The sequence below is a fragment of the Pontibacter qinzhouensis genome, assembly GCF_008017455.1.
GTDB classification, from domain to species: Bacteria; Bacteroidota; Bacteroidia; order Cytophagales; family Hymenobacteraceae; genus Pontibacter; species Pontibacter qinzhouensis.
On the sequence record NZ_VRTY01000068.1, the window covers coordinates 1 to 18,976 of the forward strand.

Genomic DNA, 18,976 nt, shown 5'->3' on the forward strand with positions numbered 1-18,976 from the left:
AAGAACATCAGAAACCTATACCCCCAGAACTTCAAAAACAAATCAAACATGTAGTTGGTCGGGTGGATACGTTGTAACCTAAAAAATAATCTATGGCAGCTAGGCCTTTTAACGCTGGAATATGGTGGGTAGCACGGCTAATCAGTAGCTGTAGCCTATGCCTGCTGTGCCTCCTGCTGGTTTCTGGCACCACTGCTGCGCCACTTTGCCTGGCAGGCAAGGCCACAACACTTACCGGAACTGTGCTCGACAAAACAACCGGCCAGCCAATTCCTTATGCCTCTGTTGTTATAGCCACCACCGACAAGCAGGTGCAGACCAACAGTTCCGGTAAGTTCAGTTTGCAGCTTGGTGCCGGTGCAGAAAACGGGAGCCTCAGGGTATCTTCGGTAGGGTATAAGTCTCAGGCTTTCGCTATTGCCGACCTGGTGCAACAGCAACGCCAGGGCAGCCTAACGCTCTATTTACTTCCGAAACAGGAAACCCTGAACGAGGTAGAGGTAAAGGCGAGAAACAAAAAATGGAAAGCCCGGAAAGTAGGCTATCATATAGATGAAGGCACCACTTTTCACCATGAACTATATCCAGCCGATACCATTCCTGCCGACAGGACAGGACCGGAAATTGGCAACAGGATCATCCTGAAAAAGCAGCCGGCCCTGGTGCAGAGTGTCAGCTTTGGCTTAACTGGCTCGGGAGTGGCAAAAGTAGAAGTAGGCATAAAACTTTATTCGCTTAAAGATAATTTGCCGCACCAAAACCTGCTGCCAGAGTCGGTAGTTGTGGCGGTGCCACCGCACCATACCGGCTGGATTTCCGTGAACCTCGAAAAATATAACCTCACCGTGCAGGAAGATGTTGTGCTGGTGCTAGAGTGGCTTACAGAAACCAACAAACTCAGCAACAATTCCCTGATGGGCTTCTCCACCATGCCTAAAGACCAGGTAACCTACTATCGCGAAACTCAGCAACTACCTTGGCAACTGCTGGGCTCGACCTTGCTCAGCATCAGGAGCTATGGCATGTACGTTACGTTTTTGTATGAAAAATAATTTGCCTGCAGCCAGCATCTGTCGGAAAGCACCTTTTTCTTGTCGTTTTTGTACCTCTGGTTTTGAAGCAGGTTAGTGTAAACTTGTACTGTAAACAAAACACAGCAGTACCATGGAAAACCAGCAAACTACCAAGCAAAAGATTACCCCGTTTTTGTGGTTCGATAACCAGGCAGAGGAAGCGGTGAACTATTATATCTCCGTTTTTAAAAACTCAAAAATTCTGAGTCTGAATCGCTACGGAGATACAGGGCCAGGGGCAAAGGGCAGTGTCATGGGCATCTCGTTTGAGCTGGACGGCCAAACGTTTATGGCCCTGAACGGCGGACCGCATTTTAAATTTACACCAGCCATTTCGTTTTATGTTAACTGCTACTCGCAGGCCGAGGTAGACGAACTGTGGGAAAAGCTATCGGAAGGCGGCAGGAAAGACAGGTGCGGCTGGCTGACAGATAAATTCGGCTTATCGTGGCAGATTATACCCGTGGAGCTGGAAAAACTGCTGCACGGCCCAGATGCTGCAAAAGCGGCAAGAGCCATGCAAGCCATGCTCCAGATGGATAAGATTGATATTCAAAAACTGAAGCAGGCGTATGCGGGCGAAGCACCAGCTACAACATCCTGAGTATTGCACAAAGCACTTGGAGCCAATTATTCTAATGAATTTAGCCTTCCGAAGGTAAAAACTGCCTTTCAGGGTCAAGGGTAAAAACAAGTACCAGAACCGGATTGGAACTAAGTGCCGGCACAGAATTAGTATACCATGTCTGTTAAGTCTTAGTGAATTGAATTGAATTGTATTGTAAATCAAATATTTATAACTGTAAAAGTCTTGTGTCTTAATGCTTGAGTCCTCTTACTTATAAAACCCAAACACCAAAAAGCGGCTAAACCTGTTCTCACAGGCATAGCCGCTTTTTGGTGTTCGGAAAACATGGACAGTATTAAAACTCGTGCAGGCGCTGCGGTATGTTCCATCGGAAGGCAACAGAAGTAAAAGCTGTGTTGCGGTCGAAGGTGTTGCCGTTGGAGTCAGTATTTCGCAGAATCTGCTTCAGGTCTACAAACAGATTGTGGCGGAACTGGTAAGTGGCTGTAAAATCGAGGTGAAGTTGGTTTGTTCTGATGCCTTGCGCGATGCTGTGACCATAAGCGGTAGGGCGCAGCGTATACGACAGGTTTACATTGTTGCCCCAGTTAATGGTGTCGGCTCCGGCAGTCTGGTCCTGGCCGTAGCGGGTAGCAATGGCTTTGGCCGTCAGGTTGAGGCGTGGCAGCGGCTGGTACCTTATAATACCGATCAGTTCGTACAGGTTGGCTCCAATCGGGTGCGCCAGTGGCTGGTTGTAGTGCTGGTAATTCGTAAACTTATCCATGTGCTGGTAGGTGTACGGTCTGATTAGATTTGCTTCTCCCTGCAGGTCAAGGTTTGGCAGACCAAAGGCATCTACGTACTTAAAGCCCACCTGCCCCGCCTGCTTGTTGGCCCACCAGCCCCGACCAGACCGCACTTCCTGCAGCAGAAACTCATCCAGCATCAGCTGGCCGTAGAGCTGCACCCGGTTAAAAATGTTCCACCTGAAATCGGCTCCAAGCAGGGCATTGTCTTCGCTGCCGAGCATCTGCTCCACGCTACGGTAAAAAATAACCGGGTTCAGGTACTGCAGCTCAAACCGCCCGGCTCCCCTGGCAAAAATAATCGACTCAAACACCCCAATGTTCAGGTTATCGGTAATGTTTACGCCCAGCCGGTGAAAGGCCATATACTTTTTAGGAAACAGGCGGTCTGCCCCGCCACGCCTGAACTCCGAAGTAAGCTCCTGGAACAGGTTCATGTAGTGCAGTTTCCAGACGCGGGTGTTCAGCTTCAGGAAAAAGGCAGGAGGTGCATAGTCTGAGTAAATAAGCGAGCGGTAGCCATCGCCGATAAAGTGGCGGTCGTGACCCAGTTGTATCTCCACATGCTTCGAGAGAGCGTAGTTCAGGTAACCGCGCGCCGTTATAAAGTCGTAGCCATCTTCTTTAAACCGTTTCCAGAACCCCTCGTGCGGCACCACATTGTCGCGCCTTATTCTGTCCATAACAAAAGCCGGGTAGCGGGCCTGGTTCTCGCCTATAAACGTGTAAAAGCCAAACTTGCCATCTATGCTGCCTTCTAGTTGCAGCCCGCGCGTGTTTATGTACCGCAGGCCGTCGCTCTGGTTATCGTTTCCTCCTTCAAAATGGATAACAGGGTTTACACGCAGTGTAAACACATCGCTCTCGTAGTGGTAGAGGTCGGTTTTGTTGCGGTAAAAATATTTGAGAATAGGTTTATTGCTCTCGTTGTCGTCTTCGGTCGTGTAGTTCCAGTTGTCGTTGAGCAGGTAAGCCGTGTTAAACTCATCAGCAGCCGAAATGGTGTTCCGTGCGCTTACCTCTGCCAGTGCCGCTACATCGCGGCGGCCGTAGGGGCGTACGCTAGTCTGCAGTTGGGTCACCTCACTACCAAATTTTATCTGGTAGCGGTCCACCAAATGATAGGTATCGCGGTCGTAAGGCATGTATACATCCTGGGCCTGCACCAGAGGCGCACAAAGCAAGCAGCCTGTAAGCAGTAAAAGTAAAAATCTTGTCATTGATGGTGTAGCTTGAAAATAAAACAGAACAAGTGCCCGAATTTACTCTTTTCGGAGCATATTGTTCTTTAAAAGAGGCTGAATATCTACTTTAGCAGGACAAACAAGTACGAACCACCTGTTATGCTGCGTTACCTGCCTTTCCACCAGATCGATTTTGCTGCCTGGGATGCCTGTGTGGAGGCATCAGAAGAATACATGGTATATGCCAACTCCTGGTACCTGAGCACGGTGTGCAAGCGCTGGGATGCGGTAGTAGAGGAGCAGGATGGCCAGTATGTGTCGCTGTTTCCGATGCCGCTGGGCCGCCGGATGGGGCAACTGGGCGTGCTGCAACCCTTTTTTACGCAGCAGCTCGGCCTGTTTACCACCAGTCGAAGTACCTTCCGGGCACTGCCGCCCTACCTGCAGCTTATTCCGGACAAATACAAGCTGGTGTACCTGCAGCTAAACACCGCTAACACCAGCCTGGTAGCTGATAATATAGGCTTGTTTGAGCAGCAGGAGCGGGTAACTTACCACCTCGACTTGCGGCCCGACTATGAGCAGATTTATAAAAATTACCTGCCCAAGCACCGGCCTAAAATTAAAAAAGCGCCAAGGCTGGGGCTGCAGGTAAAGCCGCTGCCCACTATTGAGCCACTAATTCAGCTCTTTAAAAGCACCAAAGGCAAAGAGCTGCACGATGTTAAAAAGAAGCACTATATCCTGTTGGCCAACCTCTACAAGGTGTTGCAGCAAAAGCAACGCGCAGAGTTGTTGCAGGTTGCAGATGCAGCCGGTTCGCTCTATGCGGCTGCACTGCTCGTGCACCAGCCAGATAAGATCATCCTGCTTTTTTCGTCTTCCTCTGCGGAGGGCAGGCGGGTCTATGCTATGCAGTTCCTGCTCGATAGCTGTATGCGCCAATATGCCGGCACCAACCGCACCTTCGATTTTGAAGGCAGCATGATTCCGTCGGTAGCAAAATTTTATGCAAACTTTGGTGGCAAGCCAACCACCTACGTATCTTTAGCTAAACAACATGTACCCTGGTACCTCGCATGGAAAAACAGAACATCCACATCCTGACCAGCCAACCATCGGTGGCAAACCATTTTGTAGCAGAACTCCGCGATGTGCGGGTGCAGCAGGACAGCCTGCGTTTTAGGCGCAACCTGGAGCGACTGGGAGAGCTGCTGGCCTACGAAATTTCTAAAACGCTGCCTTACACGCCTTCCACTATCACGACACCACTCGGTAACCGGCACACGCAGCTGCTACTCGAGCAGCCGGTGCTGGCAACTATTATGCGGGCAGGTTTACCTATGTACCAGGGCATGCTCAACTACTTCGATCAGGCATTCAGTACGTTTGTGGGTGCTTATAGAGCCGAAGAAGAAGGGCAGGAGCTGGAGGTGAACATGGAATACATGGCATCATCTAACCTGAACAACCGGGTCCTTATTTTGGCCGATCCGATGCTGGCCACCGGTAAATCGCTGGTGAAATCATACAAAGGCATGTTGCGCCATGGGCAGCCGCAGCAGGTACATATTGCCGCTATTATTGCCTCGCCAGAAGGCGTAGCTTATGTGCAGCAGGAGATACCCGAAGCGCAACTATGGCTCGGCGATCTGGATGACCACCTGAACGAGCACTTCTACATTGTACCGGGCCTCGGCGATGCCGGCGACCTGGCGTTCGGACCCAAAATATAGCCTGCTTCTTCCTATGTGATTTGCGGAATGACTTACTTGTTAAATTGTTGATTAGGAGATTTGTTGTTGAATTTTGAATGATTGAATAAGGGAGCTGGATTGGGTGAAAATCCAGTATCTAACATCTAATGCCTAAAATCTGAAAAAAACCTCTGGAAGGCCATTTTCATTAGAATAATTTGAGTGCATAACATATTAGGGAGTATCTATATAGATTTATTTAGTTATACATGGCTCTTTCATAGCATCAGAGCTGGCTATCGAACAAATCCCAGTCCTTGGCTTGAAGCGCCTCACATATTTCCGGTGCCGCAGGCAGCCCGTAGGGCAGGAAAGATGTGCCGCGCTGATGGCCAAGGACGAGGCCTCGCGGCCGTGAGCGCTAAGACTTCTACAATACAACAAGATAGCAGAAGGGCACCGGATCGAGCAGCAGCTAAGGAAAGTGGAACCTGATTTATTAAAGTATTACATTATGAATACCCCTTCATATGTTATAAATTCGAATAATTCATTGTTTTAGAAAACTGCTCTTCTGCATAAGGCGAATGGAAGAAGTGAGGGCCTAAATGGTTGTGTAGTAATTTCTTGTTAAAATATTTATAGTTTATATTTGTAGAATTTGCGTATGCATCTAAACAATGATTATTAGTTACTTAAAAGTACAAATAGTTGGAAATAGATCGTGTTAGAGGAAATATTGAAATACCTGTCGGTGTATTTGTTAAGCACCGTCAAATTCTTCGGAGGCCCTTTGGCAGGTATCTCTCTAGGTCTTTCCTACTTAGAAACGGTTTTGCTTACCATTGCTGGCATGATGACCAGCGTAGTGGTTTTTTCTTTTTTAGGCAGGCGGGCGGCTAATTGGCTGGTCCGGCGGCGCATCAAAAACAATAAACCACTATTCAGCAGAAAGAGCAGAACCATAGTAAAAGTCTGGAATAGCTTCGGAGTTACCGGCATTGCCTTCCTTACCCCTTTGTTGCTGACACCGGTGCTGGGAACAGTGGTGGCAGCCTTGTTAGGAGTTCCTAAAAAAAGTATTTTTCTGCACATGCTGTGGAGTGCCGTTTTGTGGAGCGTTACCCTAACGTTTATGACCTTTAAATTTCAGGAGTTTGTAACCATGCTCTTTTGATTACTCGTAGAAACAACAGTAAACCATAGAAATGGAAGTATAACTTAGTTGATTAAAAGCAAAGGGGCCGGTACAGTGTTGTATCGGCCCCTCTTGTGTTTTAGCGTTTCTTGCTTCCTTTTTTCTTGGTCTTCTGCCAGAAAGAGGCTTTCGGGTCGCCTTTGCTTCTGGTGGGCTTGCCTTTGGGTATGGCCTTTTTCTCGTGGAAGGCACCTTTAAAGTCGGGGTTCTCACGGCGCTTGATGTTGTCGATCTCGCGGTCCATCTCCTGTTTCTCCTCGAACGGCGTTTCGTGTACTTTTACCTCTGCTGGTATCGGTTCCTGCGGTATCTGCATCCGGATAATCTTTTCTATCTTCTGCACATGGTACATTTCTACTTCGTTGGCAAATGTAATGGCTGCACCCACGTTTTCTGCGCGACCAGTGCGGCCAATGCGGTGCACATAGTCTTCGTACACAAACGGCACATCAAAATTAACGACGTGGCTCACCAGGCTCACGTCTATGCCTCTTGCTGCCACATCGGTTGCCACCAGAAAACGGACTTCACCACTTTTAAAGGCTTCCATAGAGTTAATGCGCGTGTTCTGGCCTTTGTTGCCGTGAATGGCCCGCACCTCACCGTACTCTTTCCGCTCCAGGAACTTGGCTACATTCTCGGCGTTTTTCTTGCTCCTGGTAAAAATGATAACACGGTTAAAGCCTTCCTTGTCCTGCAGCAGGTATTCGAGCATGGCTATTTTGGTACGCAGGTTCGGTACCTGGTACAGCACCTGGCTTACGGTTTCTACAGGGGTGGCCTGCGGTGTAACCTCCACCCGCATAGGGAACTCCAGAAACTCCTCCGACAGCACCACCACCTTTTCGTGCATAGTGGCCGAAAACAGCAGGTTCTGCCGCTTGCGCGGAAGCACTTCGAGCAGCTGCCGGATCTGCGGCATAAAGCCCATGTCCATCATTTTGTCGGCCTCGTCGAGCACAAGGGTTTTCAGTTCCTTCAGCACCAGTTCGCCCCGCAGGTACAGCTCCAGCAGGCGTTTTGGTGTGGCTACTATTATGTCGAGGCCTTTCTGTATATTCTCGATCTGCGTTTTGGGGCCAAGGCCGCCGTAAATGGCGGTGAAGCGGATATCGGTATATTTACCCAGCAGGCCAATGTTCTCCTCTATCTGCATGGCCAGCTCACGGGTGGGGGCAAGTATAAGCGCACGCGGGTGCAGGCCCTGAGCGTATTTCACCTTCATGAGAATAGGCAGCAGGTAAGCAGCCGTTTTGCCGGTGCCGGTCTGGGCAATGCCCATAATATCGTGGCCAGCCGTAATCAGCGGAATGGACTGCAGCTGAATAGGCGTGGGTTTTTCGTAGCCAGCTTCCTCAATGGCATTCAGCAGCTGCTTGTTCAGCTTAAAATCTTCGAATGTAGTTATCTCTTGTTCTGCTTCCTCTTCTGCCATGGCAATGCGATCTTAATTAGATTAATGCACAAAGGTACAGTATTTTTAGGGAAGCAGGTGAAGTAGGTGGTTTTGCGTATATTGTTTGGAAGAGGTAACGCAGCCTCCGCTGTTGGTAGTCTTCCGCAGGGCGACTGCCAACTTACCATGAATAAGGAGGAACTCTGTTCCGGGCGAAATAGTAGCACCTTCTCGAAGTGCTAAGAACAGTTTCTTGTTTTCTGATTGCGCTGCCCATCGTCAGCAGGAAGTCAGGGACTTAAAGTTTGCTGATTCTAACGAATTTGGTGGGTGCGCCTTTTATTTGATTGAAAACAAAGTTTTATGGCGGATTTCAAGCAAATCATGATTAAAAAAGCCCAATAAATGTTGTTTAAATGAATAAAATTAGAGCTATCCACCAAATCCGTTAGAATCAGAAAGTTTGAAGTCCTCCTGCGGAAGGCTCCAAGCAGCAGAGATTGCTCCAAAACAACCATTTAACAATTTAGCCATTAAACCTGATAGCAATCAGCAACTAACAGACAAAAATCAACTAAATTATTCTAACCCAAGTTGTGCGGTAGTAATCTTTATTAAAGTATTGCGGCGGGTAATAACAGGGAGAACACCTTTGCCAGGTGCACCCAATGAGGCTCCACTGTTTGAGCGTTCAGCGAGTGGGGGAAGGGGCCCTCGATTTGGAGCATCTTGATTTTTTTTGTTCTTTTTGTATCAAGACAAAAAGAACAAAGACACTAGCAAAGAAATAGCTTCACTCCGCTGTCACAGCAAGAAAAGCTACTCTGCTAACTTAGACGGCAGTACCAGTAGCCATTGTTGATGGATCTCGCCCACAAGATCTTTTCAAGATGACAAAAGGGGAATAATGGAAGTAGCTGAAGAAAAATTGGCTACCGCACAACTTGAGTTATTCTAATCAAATCACCCTTCCGAAGCCGGTTTGGCAATAATTGGCTTAGGGTTCTCTTTCTCCTCCTCATTGCCCAGAATATACCCATATGGCTGCAGCTTCTCTATATTGTCGAAGACTACTTTCAGGATGCCCAGGTAAGGCACAAACAGGATCATGCCGGCCACGCCCCAGATCATGCCGCCGAGCAGGAGCACCATCAGCGTAGCCATGGCGCTTAACTTAATTTTGGAGCCGGTAATGTTTGGTGTTAGAATGTAACTCTCTATCTGCTGCACCACCAGAAAAAAAATAGCCACGCCAATTGGGTACCAGAGGGCTTCTTTGGTTAGCAAGGCAAAAATTACCGGAATCAGGCTGCCGGCAATAGAGCCGATGTAGGGAATAATATTGAGCAACCCTGCCAGTAAACCAAAAAACAGCGCGTGCTCAATGCCTATTATCATAAGGCCAGCTGTGTTAACCGCAGCCAATATTACCACCACTAAAAATACTCCGGAAATATAGGAACTGGCAACACCCGTAATTTTATTTACAATGTTTTGTGCGTAGCTTCCTTCCCGGTCTCTCACCAGCTTCAGAATAAAATTGCGGAGCCGCCGCCGGTATATCAGGAACAGCAGCGTGTAGGTAATCACCACCACAAAATTCAGTAAAAAAGAACTGGTAGATAGCAAGAAGGACCTGATGTAGCTGCCTGCCATCTGGGTAGCGCCTTCGAGCTGGTTCCGCACGTACTCGTTCTGTTTCTCGCGCGAGAGGTCGAACTTATCGGTGGCAAACGTGCGGGCCTGGTCCAGTTTGGCTGTCAGCATTTTGCCGAGTTCAGGCAAATCGTTGGCCAGGGCAAAAATCTGCGTGATCAGCACCGAAATCAGGCCGATCAGGATAATAACCACGGCAAACACGCAAATCAGGGCAGCAACTGAACGAGAAAGTTTCCATCTCTCCAGCCGTTGGCAAACAGGTACCAGCAGCATGGCAAATAAGCCACCTATGGCAATGGGTACCAGAAAGGAGCTACCCAGGTAAAGTAATCCGAAGAAAAGCAAAAAGCCAAGCAGCACCTGGTTGAACCGCTGCAGAGAGGAACGCTGCTCCATATAGTTGAGTGTGTAGTTTGATGCTGTTTACTCTGTAAGAGGCGCAACTGTTGCAATGTGTTTGGTTGGTTTTACCCCGGTTTGCCTCGCCTTCAGCACAATTCTGTTCTGGTTACTGTGGATTACGCATGGCTTCGCTTATCTTTACGCTATGAAAGTAATCCTGATAAAAAACGCGCAACTCGTAAACGAAGGGACTATAACCACCGCCGATGTGTTGGTAAAAGACGGGCGCATAGCGCAGGTGGGGCAGAACATCTCAGCCGAAGCCGATGAGACCATAGATGCCACCGGCCTGCACCTGCTGCCTGGCGTAATCGACGACCAGGTACATTTCCGGGAGCCGGGCCTCACGCACAAAGCCACTATTGCCTCAGAGGCACGGGCTGCTGTGGCAGGAGGGGTCACTTCTTTTATGGAGATGCCGAACACGGTGCCCAATGCCGTAACACAGGAACTGCTGCAAGATAAATTCGATATTGCCGCCAACACCTCGCTGGCCAACTACTCCTTTTTTATGGGAGCCACCAACGATAACCTGGCCGAGGTAATGCTGACCAACCCCAGCACGGTGTGCGGCATTAAAATATTTATGGGCTCCTCTACAGGCAACATGCTCGTAGACAATGCCGAAACGCTGGAGCAGATTTTCTCGAAAGCGCTGCTGCCTATTGCGGTGCATTGCGAAGATGAGCAGACCATCCGCGACAACATGGCCCTTTATGAGGAGCGCTATGGCGAAGATATTCCGGTAAAGTGCCACCCCGAGATCCGCAACGAGGCAGCCTGCTTTAAATCGTCTTTTATGGCCATAAAACTGGCCGAAAAACACAATACGCGCCTGCACATTCTGCACATCTCTACCGAAGAAGAGCTGGCCCTGTTCCGAAACGACATTCCGCTACAGGAAAAGAAGATAACCGCCGAAGTATGCGTACACCACCTGTGGTTCGACAAAGAAGATTACGATACGCTGGGAAGCCAGATAAAATGTAACCCGGCCGTAAAAGAAGCGCGTCATAAAAAAGCACTGCTCCAGGGCCTGCTCAACGACAAACTCGATATTATCGCTACGGATCATGCCCCACATACCTGGGACGAAAAGCAAGGCAAATACAAGAAAGCACCGTCGGGTGTGCCGCTCGTTCAGCATTCGCTGCAACTCATGCTGGAATTCGTGAAAGAAGGAAAGCTGACCCTGGAAAAAATGGTGGAGAAAATGAGCCATGCCCCTGCCATTTTATTTAACATACGGCAGCGCGGCTACATACGCGAAGGCTACTGGGCTGATTTAGTGTTGGTTGATTTGCAGAAGCCTTACACCGTGAGCAAAGACAACATCCAGTACCAGTGCGGCTGGTCGCCTCTGGAAGGCAAGACCTTTGCTGCTACTGTCACGCATACGCTCGTTTCAGGGCACCTGGCTTTTGCCAATGGCACCTTCGACGAGAGCAAAAAAGGGGAGCGGATGTTGTTCGATCGGTAAAAAAATAGCAAAAAATATACGGCAGGTATTGCATTTAAAGCTAACCTGCGTATATTTGCACACTCATTACGAGATACGGTGGTTGTAGCTCAGTCGGTTAGAGCACCAGATTGTGATTCTGGGGGTCGTGGGTTCGAGCCCCATCTTCCACCCTAAGCCCTTGAAGCTGAAACTTCAAGGGCTTTTTTTATTTTTTTGCTAAATTGCTGCATTGTTAAATTGTTGTTCGACCATTTAACAATTAAACCATTCAACAATTAAAAAATGAGCTTATTAGTAGTTGGGTCCATGGCCTTCGATGCCCTGGAAACGCCTTTCGGAAAAACGGATAAGATAATTGGAGGTGCGGCCACCTATGCATCGTTGTCGGCTTCCTATTTTGTAAACCCTATAAATGTAGTGTCGGTAGTAGGAGGCGACTTCGATCAGGAGCACATCCGACTGATGCACCAGCGAGGCGTAAACACCGATGGCGTGCAGGTAAAGGAAAACGAGAAATCGTTCTTCTGGTCTGGCCGCTACTTTAACGACATGAACAGCCGCGAAACCCTCGTAACAGAGCTAAACGTGCTGGCCGATTTCGATCCGGTAGTGCCCACAAGCTACCAGAGCTGCGAGTACCTGATGCTGGGTAACCTGGCTCCGCAGGTGCAGCGCACGGTCATTGAGCGGTTGCAGCAACGCCCCAAACTCATCATCATGGACACCATGAACTTCTGGATGGACATTGCCCTGGACGAGCTGAAGCAAACCATTGCCCTGGTCGATGTGCTTTCTATAAACGATGAAGAGGCGCGGCAACTGAGCGGCGATTATTCTCTGGCAAAAGCCGCCAAAAAAATAATGGCGATGGGGCCGAAGTTCCTGATCATCAAAAAAGGAGAGCACGGTGCTTTGCTGTTTAGCGAAGAGAAAGTGTTTTTTGCGCCAGCCCTTCCGCTGGAAGAAGTGTTCGACCCAACCGGAGCAGGCGATACCTTTGCCGGAGGTTTTGCCGGTTACCTGGCCAGCACCAACGACATCAGCTTCGAAAGCATGAAACGCGCCGTTATTCATGGTTCAGCCCTGGCATCTTTCTGCGTAGAAAAGTTCGGGACAGAGCGGATCATCAACCTAAGCCAGGAAGAAATAAAGCAACGCGTACAGCAGTTCGTAAACCTGGTGGCTTTTGATACGGTGCTGGCTCAGAATTAATCAGAAATTCAGAATTAGAAATTGTCATGACCCCGTAGCCTCAGCCCTCGCAGCTGATCATGACCCTTGGCCCTTTCAGGAGCAAAACGCTTCCGGAAGGGCTTTTTCATTAGAATAATTTGGTTGCTGATGGTTAAATAGTTAAATGGCTAAATAGTTAAATGGCTGATTTGGAGATGTGAAAATTTGAAGATGAGTGAATGAAAAAAATCAACTCTTAACTTTTAACTCTTAACTAATGAAGGTCTAGCGTCTAAAATCTATTTAAACCCTCCGGAAGGGCAAAACCATTAGAATAATTTGAAGGAGAATTATCCTGCTCACCCTGAAATCCTGTAAATTTTTGGAGTAGGGCCCTATATAAAGATTCAGACAAAAAATCCTGTGTCCTGTGCCTTACGTCTTGTGTCTTTTTCTGAGCCTTTGTAACAAAGTGCCTTTTAGAAGGGTAAAAGAAAGGACACTAAAGAAAGGAAAGACTATGAGCGAGGAGAAAAATAAACATAAAGAAAGATTACAGAAACAGTCAGAGCAGCAGGCAACAGGACTTGTAGAAAACAAGCGGCATAAGGAAGGATATACCGACCATGTGTCGATAGACCCGGCTCAGAAGATTCAGCAGAATGACGATTCTAAAGTGCAGAACCCCGACCGAAATTTGGCGCAGGGTGGTAACAACATGCCTTACAAGAAAAAATAAACCTTAAAATCAATTAATTACGAGAGGTTGTCCGGCTCAGGGCAGCCTCTTTTTTTGCTATAGATGTAGTCACTTCCTTACTTTTCCACATTTCTAACCGTGGATAACTTTCTTGAAAACTACTGGATAAAAAGCGCTCCCATCTCAGCTTCAGATTGATTATATTTGTAGTAATGGAAAATTTTGTAGTATCAGCGCGTAAATACCGTCCGGCCACGTTCGATAGCGTGGTGGGGCAGCACCATATCACCAATACCCTCAAGAATGCCATTAGCAGCAACCACCTGGCGCAGGCATTTCTTTTCTGTGGGCCAAGAGGGGTGGGCAAAACCACCTGTGCCCGTATTCTGGCCAAAACCATTAACTGCCAGAACATAACACCCGAAGCCGAAGCCTGCAACGAGTGCGAGTCATGCCGTAGTTTTAATAATAACAGCTCTTTTAATATTCACGAACTCGATGCGGCCTCTAACAACTCTGTGGAGGACATCCGCAACCTGGTAGAGCAGGTGCGCTATGCGCCACAATCGGGGAAGTACAAAATCTATATTATAGATGAGGTGCACATGCTCTCGAACCAGGCCTTTAACGCGTTCCTGAAAACGCTGGAGGAACCGCCTGCCTACGCCATTTTTATCCTGGCGACCACCGAGCGCCACAAAATTATTCCTACCATCCTGTCGCGTTGCCAGATTTTTGATTTTAACCGCATCCGGATCGAGGACATGGTGCGGCACCTGGGCAATATTGCCAGCAAAGAAAACATACAGGCTGAGCCGGATGCACTGCACCTGATCTCGCAGAAAGCAGACGGTGCCTTGCGCGATGCGCTGTCTATTTTCGACCAGATGGTGACCTTTTCAGGCAGCAACATTACCTACCGGGCCACTGTTGATAACCTGCACATTCTCGATTACGACTACTACATACGCCTCACCGATTACCTGCTCACGCAGAACCTGTCGGGCTCGCTGCTGCTCTTCGACGAGATTCTGAAGAACGGGTTTGATTCCCATAATTTCCTGATTGGCATTGGCGAGCATTTCCGTAGTCTGCTTGTGTGTAAAGATCCGGCTACGGTACAGCTGCTGGAGGTGTCGGACAACGTGAAAGCCAAGTATGCCGACCAATCGGCAAGAGCCTCGGTGTCGTTTCTGCTGTCGGGCCTGAATCTGGTGAGCACCTGCGACATGCACTACAAGAGCAGCAAAAACCAGCGCCTGCACGTGGAGCTATGCCTCATGAAAATGGCGCACCTGAATGCAGCCCTGAGTTTTGCACAGGAAGGAGCAGCAAACGGCGCATCGCCAAAAAAAGCTAATGTAGCGGCTCCGGCACCGGCCTCTACTGCAAACCAAGGTGCCGCCCCGGTGCCATCTGCACAACTGCAGCAACCTGCCTCGGGTAGTGTGCCATCGGCTGCTATGCAGCAGCAAGCTCAATCGCAACCTGCTGCCCCTGTGCCGTCTGCTGGCCTACAGCAGCCTCCGCAGCCCCAGCAGGTAACGCCAGACGCACACCTGGCACCGCCACAGGCAGCCACAGCGCCTCCGGTACCGGGCATGCAACGGCCGTCGGTGCCGGTGCCGCCGCAAAAGAAACTGAGCAAAATTCCAAGCTTAAAAGACCTGCACCAGCAAACCCAAAATCCTGTTGCTGCCGTGGCTACCGCCGAAGAAGAAGAGGAAGTATATAGCGGTGCCATTGCTCCCGTAGATCCTGCTAAACTGCGATCGGTGTGGGTTGATATTCTGCGCAGAAAGAAGTCGGAAAACATGATGGAGTTTACGCTTCTGAACCGGCCTTACCACATCAGCGACCAGAACGAGGTGCTGCTGCATGTAGAGAACCCGGTGCTGATAGACCAGTTTGCCAGCGTGCGCCCGGCCTTGTTGCAGGAACTGAAGGAGCGCCTGCAGAACCGCAGCATAAAACTGCGTGCCGAAGTAATGGAAGTACAGGACGAAGGGCGCAAACTATACACGTCGCAAGATAAATTTAACTATTTGGCCGAGAAATTTCCGATACTCGTCGATATTAAACAACGTTTCGGATTAGATACTGACTTTTAATTCCGGAAAAGTTTATATTTGCTTAGAGGCTTCGCCTAATTCAAAATTTGAAATTATGAATTGAGGGAGCTGCGAACATTCTGCATATTCTTTCATTCTGTAAATTTTGATTCAGACAAATATTTTGCCCCTAAGCCTTATCAGTAGGAAAAAGTCTTTGGAAGGGCAAAATCATTAGAATAATTTGGGGTAGCCCAAACCTCGCAGCGTGCGCAGCTCCTCCGAGTGTTTCATTTGGAGACGCTTCTGCTATACCTCCAGACGCTCGCAGGAGCTGCGCACACTGCGAGGTCTTTTCTGTAGATCCGCCATTATCTTGAAAAAATCAAGCATCTTACATCTAGTACCTAACACCTAGCAACTAACTCTATGATCATGAAAAAAGGAATGTCGTTGTTTCTGATTGCGTTAGCTTTCACGTTTACGCAATGTAAGAACGAAGCCTATCAGGCACAGTCTACCACTGCAGCTACGGCAACTGCTACAGCAGAACCGGCTCAGAAAGAATACAAATACGAAACCGTTCCGAATGATCCGCTAAACGCCCGTATCTACACCCTGGAAAACGGCCTGAAAGTGTACCTGACGGATTATGAAGATGCGCCTCGTATACAAACTTACATAGCCGTACGCGCCGGTAGCAAAAACGATCCGGCCAATGCCACTGGTCTGGCGCACTACCTGGAGCACATGGTGTTTAAAGGCACTACCCAACTTGGTACGCAGAACTGGGAGAAGGAAAAAGCGGAGCTGGATAAGATCGAGGCGCTTTATGAGCAACACCGTAATACCACTGATGCGGCTGTCCGCAAGAAAATTTATCACCAGATAGACAGCATTTCGGGTGTAGCCGCCACTTTTGCAGTGGCAAACGAGTACGACAAAATATTGGGTGCTATCGGGGCAAAAGGCACCAATGCTTACACGTCGGTAGAGCAAACGGTGTATACCAACGATATTCCGGCTAACCAGCTGGAGCGTTGGGTGGCTTTGGAGGCCGACCGTTTTGGCGAGCTGGTGCCGCGCCTGTTCCACACGGAACTGGAGGCCGTGTACGAAGAGAAGAACCGCTCCCTCGACAACGACGGCTGGAAAATGTACGAAGCGCTGAATTCCGGTCTTTTCCCGACACACCAGTACGGCACCCAAACCACCATCGGCACCATCGAACACCTCAAAAACCCGTCTATCACCGAAATCAAAAAGTATTTCGACCAGTACTATGTGCCCAACAACATGGCGGTAGCACTGAGCGGCGACATCGATTTTGACGAGACGATCCGGATTATTGATGCGCATTTCGGAAAACTGAAGAACAAGCCGGTGCCTGCCTTTACCGTAGCACAGGAAAAACCAATTGCGCAACCAGTAGTGAAAGAGGTTGTAGGGCCAAGCGCTGAGTCTATTGCCATTGGGTACCGTTTCCCGGGCATGAGTTCCCGCGATGCGCTTGTTTTGAGTATGATCAGCAATATTTTATACAATGGCCAGGCTGGCCTGATAGACCTGAACCTGAACCAGCAACAAAAAGTGCTGCAGGCCTACGGCTACGACAACCAGATGAAAGACTACTCGGTTTTCAGGTTGGGTGGTTCGCCACGCCAGGGACAAAGCCTGGATGAGGTGAAAAAACTGCTGCTGGCGCAGGTAGAGATCGTGAAGCAAGGCAAGTTTGAGGATTGGCTGATTCCTGCAGTCGTGAACGATTACAAAATTACGCTCATGCAGGAATATGAAAACAACAATAACCGCGCAGATGCTTTTGTAACGGCCTTTGTTAACGACATGGACTGGAAAACGTATGTGAACCGTCCGGAAGAATTTGCCAAGATCACGAAGCAGGACGTAATGGAGGTGGCCAGCAAATACCTGAACGACAACTACGTGCTGGTATACAAGCGCACCGATAAAAATGCGGAAGTAGCCAAAGTAGAAAAACCGACTATTACGCCTGTGCCTGTAAACCGCGATGCGCAGTCGGCCTACTACAAAGCGTTTATGGCTGCTGATGCCCCGGCACTTTCTCCGGTTTTCGTGGATTACAAAACCGACATTAAAGAAGAGAAGCTGAAAAACGATATTCCGCTGCTGTACACCCAGAACAAGGAGAATGGACTGTTCCAGCTCTACTACATCCTGGATATGGGCACCAACAACGATCCCAAGCTGGGCATGGCCGTTAACTACCTGCGCTACCTAGGCAACGATAAGTTTAGTGCCGAAGAACTGAAAAAAGAGTTTTTCAAACTAGGAACATCCTTCAACGTGTCTACTTCCGGCGACCAGGTGTATGTAACGCTATCTGGGCTGGATGAGAACTTTGAAGAAGCACTGGCACTGTTCGAAAACACACTGCAAAATCCGAAGCCAGACCAGGAGGCCCTGAAAGATATGGTAGACGGCGTACTTAAATCTCGCGCCGATGCCAAGCTCAACAAAAGCGTGATCCTGAACCAGGCGCTGGTAAATTTTGCAAAATACGGCCCCAAAAATCCTTTCACCACCAACCTCACCGAAAAGCAGCTGAAGGCCGTGAAACCGCAGGAACTGGTCAGCATCATCAAGAGTATTCCGACTTACGAGCACCGTGTACTGTACTATGGTCCACGTGAAACACCTGCTATTGTAGCGGCTCTGAACACCGGTCATCAGGTGCCTGCCAAACTAAAAGCAGTTCCTGCCGAAAAGGTATATGCTGAACTGGAAATTAAGAAGCCAGCCGTATATTGGGTAGATTATAACATGGTGCAGGCCGAACTGCTCTTCCTGACCAAATCGCTGCCTTACGACAAAACCATGGTGCCAACTGCCCGCTTGTATAACGAGTATTTCGGTGGCGGTATGTCGTCTATCGTGTTTCAGGAATTGCGCGAGTCTAAGGCGCTGGCTTATTCGGCTTACTCGGCCTACAGCACAGCTACTAAAAAAGACCGTTCTAACTACAACCTGTCGTACATCGGCACGCAAGCCGACAAATTACCGGAAGCCATGGTAGGCATGCAGGAGCTGCTGAACAATATGCCACTTGCCGACGAGAACTTTGCCAATGCCAAAGCCTCGCTACGAAACAGCATCTCCTCAGAACGCATCACGAAATCCTCTATCCTGTTCGACTATGAGCGTGCCAAGCGCCTCGGCCTCGACTACGACATCCGCCGCGATGTGTACGAAAGCGCCAACAGCCTTACCTTTTCGCAGCTGCAGGAGTTTCAGCAGAAATATATCAAAGGCCAGCCCCAAGCCATCCTGGTAATCGGCTCCAAAGATCGTCTGAACTTTAAGGAACTGGCAAAATACGGACAGGTGAAGCAGCTGCAGCTAGAGGAAATTTTTGGCTATTAAAGCTCTGGAAGGGCAATTTCATTAAAATAATTTAAGAACAGTAGTAGGGGCAGCCAGTTATGGTTGCCCCTGTTTGTTTAGGGCTGTTTGTGTTTCTGAAATATTTGAATGAAAATGGCTTCTCTGATTGGCTGCTGTTGCTCTTATTGCTGCACTGTAAGATTTAAAATTTTCCAACTTAAAGTTCAGGAATGAAAGTTGC

General features: G+C 48.8%; 13 protein-coding genes and 1 tRNA gene. 11 read left to right on the forward strand and 3 right to left on the reverse strand.

Annotation, left to right across the window (positions count from 1 at the left end):
* Positions 1-92: 92 nt before the first annotated feature.
* Both FVR03_RS16450 and FVR03_RS16455 read left to right on the forward strand, forming a co-directional pair.
* Complete coding sequence (locus FVR03_RS16450; RefSeq protein ID WP_147922856.1) at positions 93-1,052, forward strand: carboxypeptidase-like regulatory domain-containing protein; 960 nt, start codon at positions 93-95, stop codon at positions 1,050-1,052.
* A 112-nt stretch (positions 1,053-1,164) separates the two neighbouring features.
* A complete protein-coding gene (locus tag FVR03_RS16455) occupies positions 1,165-1,677 on the forward strand; it encodes a VOC family protein (protein ID WP_147922857.1) in 513 nt (170 codons plus the stop codon).
* Between the two features lie 319 nt (positions 1,678-1,996).
* Here the strand turns inward: FVR03_RS16455 and FVR03_RS16460 are convergent, their stop codons facing one another.
* The gene (locus FVR03_RS16460; protein WP_147922858.1) at positions 1,997-3,670 is read right to left on the reverse strand and encodes a hypothetical protein; all 1,674 of its coding nucleotides are present in this window, start codon (positions 3,668-3,670) and stop codon (positions 1,997-1,999) included.
* Positions 3,671-3,793: 123 nt separating this feature from the next.
* On the opposite strand from FVR03_RS16460, the gene FVR03_RS16465 reads away from it, so the two are divergent.
* From FVR03_RS16465 to FVR03_RS16475, 3 genes are all read left to right on the forward strand, one after another.
* Complete coding sequence (locus FVR03_RS16465; RefSeq protein WP_147922859.1) at positions 3,794-4,741, forward strand: GNAT family N-acetyltransferase; 948 nt, start codon at positions 3,794-3,796, stop codon at positions 4,739-4,741.
* On the forward strand, positions 4,714-5,370 hold the full coding sequence (gene upp / locus FVR03_RS16470) for a uracil phosphoribosyltransferase (protein ID WP_147922860.1): 657 nt from the start codon (positions 4,714-4,716) through the stop codon (positions 5,368-5,370). Before FVR03_RS16465 ends, upp begins: the two co-directional genes overlap by 28 nt.
* A gap of 685 nt (positions 5,371-6,055) precedes the next feature.
* On the forward strand, positions 6,056-6,508 hold the full coding sequence (locus tag FVR03_RS16475; protein ID WP_255474265.1) for a small multi-drug export protein: 453 nt from the start codon (positions 6,056-6,058) through the stop codon (positions 6,506-6,508).
* Positions 6,509-6,608: 100 nt separating this feature from the next.
* Here the strand turns inward: FVR03_RS16475 and FVR03_RS16480 are convergent, their stop codons facing one another.
* Positions 6,609-7,964, reverse strand: coding sequence for a DEAD/DEAH box helicase (locus tag FVR03_RS16480; RefSeq protein WP_147922861.1), 1,356 nt, complete (start codon positions 7,962-7,964; stop codon positions 6,609-6,611).
* A 924-nt stretch (positions 7,965-8,888) separates the two neighbouring features.
* Positions 8,889-9,980 carry an AI-2E family transporter gene (locus FVR03_RS16485; protein ID WP_147922862.1) on the reverse strand — a complete coding sequence of 364 codons (1,092 nt, stop codon included), beginning with the start codon at positions 9,978-9,980 and terminating at the stop codon, positions 8,889-8,891.
* 151 nt (positions 9,981-10,131) lie between these two features.
* On the opposite strand from FVR03_RS16485, the gene FVR03_RS16490 reads away from it, so the two are divergent.
* The 6 genes from FVR03_RS16490 to FVR03_RS16515 all read left to right on the forward strand — a co-directional run bounded on the left by FVR03_RS16490 (position 10,132) and on the right by FVR03_RS16515 (position 18,774).
* Positions 10,132-11,466, forward strand: coding sequence for a dihydroorotase (locus FVR03_RS16490; RefSeq protein ID WP_147922863.1), 1,335 nt, complete (start codon positions 10,132-10,134; stop codon positions 11,464-11,466).
* A gap of 77 nt (positions 11,467-11,543) precedes the next feature.
* A tRNA-His gene (locus tag FVR03_RS16495) sits at positions 11,544-11,619 on the forward strand.
* Between the two features lie 111 nt (positions 11,620-11,730).
* Positions 11,731-12,660 (forward strand): PfkB family carbohydrate kinase, encoded by a 930-nt coding sequence (locus FVR03_RS16500; RefSeq protein WP_147922864.1) that lies wholly within the window; start codon positions 11,731-11,733, stop codon positions 12,658-12,660.
* A 481-nt stretch (positions 12,661-13,141) separates the two neighbouring features.
* On the forward strand, positions 13,142-13,360 hold the full coding sequence (locus FVR03_RS16505; RefSeq protein WP_147922865.1) for a hypothetical protein: 219 nt from the start codon (positions 13,142-13,144) through the stop codon (positions 13,358-13,360).
* 173 nt (positions 13,361-13,533) lie between these two features.
* Positions 13,534-15,432, forward strand: coding sequence for a DNA polymerase III subunit gamma/tau (locus tag FVR03_RS16510; protein ID WP_147922866.1), 1,899 nt, complete (start codon positions 13,534-13,536; stop codon positions 15,430-15,432).
* Between the two features lie 369 nt (positions 15,433-15,801).
* Entirely contained in the window at positions 15,802-18,774 is a 2,973-nt protein-coding gene (locus FVR03_RS16515) for a M16 family metallopeptidase (RefSeq protein WP_255474266.1), read from the forward strand.
* The last annotated feature ends 202 nt before the right edge of the window (positions 18,775-18,976 follow it).

What these genes read in the sequence shown, in the direction of transcription:
- FVR03_RS16505 (WP_147922865.1), top strand. Translation starts at nt 13,142, where the DNA reads ATGAGCGAGGAGAAAAATAAACATAAAGAAAGATTACAGAAACAGTCA.
- FVR03_RS16450 (WP_147922856.1), top strand. Translation starts at nt 93, where the DNA reads ATGGCAGCTAGGCCTTTTAACGCTGGAATATGGTGGGTAGCACGGCTA.
- FVR03_RS16485 (WP_147922862.1), bottom strand. Translation starts at nt 9,980, where the DNA reads ATGGAGCAGCGTTCCTCTCTGCAGCGGTTCAACCAGGTGCTGCTTGGC.
- FVR03_RS16515 (WP_255474266.1), top strand. Translation starts at nt 15,802, where the DNA reads ATGATCATGAAAAAAGGAATGTCGTTGTTTCTGATTGCGTTAGCTTTC.
- FVR03_RS16465 (WP_147922859.1), top strand. Translation starts at nt 3,794, where the DNA reads ATGCTGCGTTACCTGCCTTTCCACCAGATCGATTTTGCTGCCTGGGAT.
- FVR03_RS16500 (WP_147922864.1), top strand. Translation starts at nt 11,731, where the DNA reads ATGAGCTTATTAGTAGTTGGGTCCATGGCCTTCGATGCCCTGGAAACG.
- upp (WP_147922860.1), top strand. Translation starts at nt 4,714, where the DNA reads ATGGAAAAACAGAACATCCACATCCTGACCAGCCAACCATCGGTGGCA.
- FVR03_RS16480 (WP_147922861.1), bottom strand. Translation starts at nt 7,964, where the DNA reads ATGGCAGAAGAGGAAGCAGAACAAGAGATAACTACATTCGAAGATTTT.
- FVR03_RS16510 (WP_147922866.1), top strand. Translation starts at nt 13,534, where the DNA reads ATGGAAAATTTTGTAGTATCAGCGCGTAAATACCGTCCGGCCACGTTC.
- FVR03_RS16490 (WP_147922863.1), top strand. Translation starts at nt 10,132, where the DNA reads ATGAAAGTAATCCTGATAAAAAACGCGCAACTCGTAAACGAAGGGACT.
- FVR03_RS16460 (WP_147922858.1), bottom strand. Translation starts at nt 3,670, where the DNA reads ATGACAAGATTTTTACTTTTACTGCTTACAGGCTGCTTGCTTTGTGCG.
- FVR03_RS16455 (WP_147922857.1), top strand. Translation starts at nt 1,165, where the DNA reads ATGGAAAACCAGCAAACTACCAAGCAAAAGATTACCCCGTTTTTGTGG.